The organism is Eudoraea sp. (assembly GCF_049669105.1).
GTDB lineage: Bacteria > Bacteroidota > Bacteroidia > Flavobacteriales > Flavobacteriaceae > Eudoraea.
Window position 1 is genome coordinate 1 of record NZ_JBATKE010000149.1, and the last position, 3,501, is coordinate 3,501.

Genomic DNA, 3,501 nt, shown 5'->3' on the forward strand with positions numbered 1-3,501 from the left:
ATTCCAATATATCCAGCGGAATGCCAGTTTGCCCATATGATTCATCCTGCTCTCTTTTAAAAGCCTTAATGGACCTACACCAGGAAAGGGAAATGTTCCTTCAACCGGTTCTGTTGTGTAGTTAAAATCAATCAATAATGCTTTGCCGCCTCCGGTTTCTATAAAACAATTGGCATGACCATCAAAATCCTCTTTTAATTCTTCATTATTGATATATCGCAATATATTTTCCGTCAGAATTTCAGCTTCAAAATGAGCCACAGAACCTGCTTTTGAAGCGGGTATATTAGTAGCATCACCAATAGCAAATATATTCTCATGGCCTATAGATTGTAAGGTTGCTTTATTTGTTGGTATGTAATTCAGATCATCTCCCAGGCCAGAGCGTTCTAGTAATGGATCGCCCATATTCGTTGGAACGGTCACCAAAAGGTCATATTCCACCTCAGTATCCCCGTAATCTATGATCTTATTATTCTCGTAATCAACCCGCTCTATATTAAAACTTGTAACTTCTTTAATGTTTTTTTCTTCTAACAAATAATGAAGGGCTTCCGTAGCTCTTGGCTTAGTAAAAGCGCCGTCCAGCGGTGTTACAAAGGTAATATCTACTTTATCCCTCATCCCCTTGTTTTTGAAATAGGAATCTGCCAAAAATGCAAATTCTAAAGGAGCTACCGGACATTTTATAGGCATTTCCGTTATATGAACTACCAGTTTTCCGCCTTCCCAGGTTCTAAATTTATCTCTTAATGCTTTGGCACCTTCATAGGTATAGAAATCAAAGATGTTTTTATACCATTTTGGCCCTTTCATACCTTCAATTTCTTCCGGTACGGTTTTTGTCCCCGTGGCTACAATTAAAACATCATAAGATAACTCCTTGCCATTTGCAAGGCGTACCTTATTGTTTTCAGGTTCAATAAGATCTATTTTTTCCTGGATATAGTTAACATCTTTAGGTAAAAACTTGGATCCTTTTTTCTTAACCTGTTTTGTAGTATAAATATCAAAAGGAAGAAATAAGAACCCGGGTTGATAATAATGGGTTTTGTATTGATCTACAATGGAAATCTTCCACTCTTTTTTAGGCAGACTGGATACAAGATGATTGGCCATCATAGTTCCGGAAGTTCCTGCACCTAATATCACTAAATTTTTCATGACTATTTACCTTTTTAAATTCTGAATACAGGAATTTTTGACCTGTATTTAATGATGTAAAATTAATTATAGGATGTGCTGAAAAATATGACATAAGTCATAAATACGCCTTGTGTAACAACAGTTACTTAACTGTGAAAGAAAGCAAGTTTAAAACTAAGTGCCTCTGTATTCTAGTTCTTAGTATATAGATCTGATTATTTTGCTGTCCAGCCACCATCTACGGTAAGCATAGAACCTACCATGTAGCTGCCTGCATCACTGGCTAAAAAAATCGCAGCGCCCTGTATTTCTCTTAATTCCCCCCAGCGGGCAACCGCTGTAGCTCCAACTATGAAATTCTTTGCCTCTTCTGTATTGGCAATCGGGATATTCATTTCCGTTAAAAAAGGCCCGGGACAAATAGCATTTACAGTAATGTTAAAAGGTGCCAGCTCTAACCCCAGTGCCCTGGTCATTTGAACTACAGCCCCTTTACTTGTGGCATACGGGGTACGATTAGCCAACCCTACCAAGCCCAAGGTGCTTGCCATATTTATAATTCTTCCGTAGTTGTTTTTTTTCATCTGAGGCGTAACCGCACGGGAGGTGTTCCAGGTACCTTCTACATTAACCTTCATCACCTGGTTAAAATCTTCGGGACTTAATTCGTCTATGGCCCCCCTGATATTAATCCCGGCACTGTTTATTAATATATCTATTTTGCCAAAATCATTTTCAATCTCCTTTACAACGGACTCCACCTGTTTTAAATTCGTAACATCAGCAGAGTAGGCCTTAGCCTTTACTCCAAAATCCTTTTGTAGTTCTTCCGCTGCACTTATTCCTTCTTCCAAATTTCTGTTCACCAATGCTGTTGAACAACCCGCGGATGCAAGACCGGCGGCCATTGCCAAGCCAAGACCTTTGGAACCTCCTGTAATCATGGCTGTTCGCCCTTTCATATCAAATTGTTTTATTCCAGGTAAGCGATTATCTGTCATATACTTATATTTTAATTTTTAAATAAAGCCCAAACGTTGCCTGGCGTATTTAAGTGAGGCTTTATTGTTCTCTATTTCCAGAGCCAGTCTGTCATCAGCTGCGTTTTTAGATATCACAGTTAATGGGGATGCACTTTTTGCCTTTTTAATCTTATAAAGAAAACCAGCCAATTCACTGGCAGAAACTTCATCAAATGTTGCCCAATAACCCTCAGTTAAACATGGGATTTTCAAGGGATCTCTGGTGATCATTTCCAGATTAAACCGGATATCCGGATTTTGTTTTTTTATTACAGTAATCATTCTTTCTACATCCAAGAACCCTTCCCCTAAATTAATTTCAGCTAATAAAAATCCATCTTCATATTCCTCAACAGCCATATCCTTTAAATGTACAGTAAATGCATATGGAGCGAGAGCTTCAACAACTTCCATAGGATCCTCCAGCAAAGAGATGTTATTACCTGTATCCAGGGTGACTCCTACCCACTCGCTTTCAATCATATTTAGTATCTCTAACATTTCTGAAATCCGCCAATCCTTATGATTCTCAACTGCAAGCTTAACACCTAATTTACGAACTACGGGTTCTGCCAGTTTTAAGGAGTTAATTGATTTTGCCCTGAAATCCTGAAAAGCACTCATGGTATCAAATGTCTCATATCTGCGGCCCGATAGACAGGCTGTCCTAAGAATATCTACTCCTGCTTCTTTTGCAGCTGATACCTCAGCAGTGAACCTTTGAAGATCCGAATCGTCTTTTGGTAATCTAATCTGGCCTTCCAGAAAGAGCTGCAATTCTTCAACTCTTGTTTTTACCTTTTTGGCATAGGCCGCATCCCAGCCACTTACGCTGAACTGAACCCCTCCAAACCCAGCAGAACTGCAGTGTTCAATCATTTGTAAGGAGTCTGTGAAAGGGGGATAGGTTTTGCTCTCTAACTTCGCATACCTGCGCTGAACATAGGAAGCTTCCGCAATCCCAAAACGCATTTCGGCAACTAATGGCGAAAAGGCAGGAATTACCGGCATGGCCATAGCCAATAATCCGACAGAACCGCTTTTTTTAATAAAATTCCTTCGTTTCATAAGTTTAAATTATCAATTGGCCATTATATTATTCTTATCTCTTCAAAAAGAAATCCTGCGATTCACTCAAATGACAAATAAAACGAAAACTTTGAATAATTAGTAAAGCATACTTAAATAGTGCCTAATGACTGTATAAAACCATTTAATTAAAAGTAACAAAAGATTTTCAGTCTCTGCAAATATTTACTAAAAAAGACCTTAGAATAGAAATAAATGCGCAATCCATTTTGTTAACTGCGTTAAAGATGATACCTTGATTTCC

Annotated in this window: 3 protein-coding genes; all 3 read right to left on the reverse strand. The window is 38.4% G+C overall.

The window, feature by feature from the left end; translation table 11 throughout:
• On the reverse strand, positions 1–1,164 hold a 1,164-nt coding region (gene sqr, locus WBM60_RS12570), incomplete at its 3' end, for a type III sulfide quinone reductase, selenoprotein subtype (protein WP_424283142.1).
• Between the two features lie 197 nt (positions 1,165–1,361).
• Entirely contained in the window at positions 1,362–2,147 is a 786-nt protein-coding gene (locus tag WBM60_RS12575; protein ID WP_424258571.1) for an SDR family NAD(P)-dependent oxidoreductase, read from the reverse strand.
• An 18-nt stretch (positions 2,148–2,165) separates the two neighbouring features.
• The gene (locus tag WBM60_RS12580) at positions 2,166–3,236 is read right to left on the reverse strand and encodes a sugar phosphate isomerase/epimerase family protein (RefSeq protein WP_424276715.1); all 1,071 of its coding nucleotides are present in this window, start codon (positions 3,234–3,236) and stop codon (positions 2,166–2,168) included.
• Positions 3,237–3,501 lie beyond the last annotated feature (265 nt).

Coding starts and splice junctions, on each gene's coding strand:
- WBM60_RS12575 (WP_424258571.1), bottom strand. CDS start 2,147: ATGACAGATAATCGCTTACCTGGAATAAAACAATTTGATATGAAAGGG.
- WBM60_RS12580 (WP_424276715.1), bottom strand. CDS start 3,236: ATGAAACGAAGGAATTTTATTAAAAAAAGCGGTTCTGTCGGATTATTG.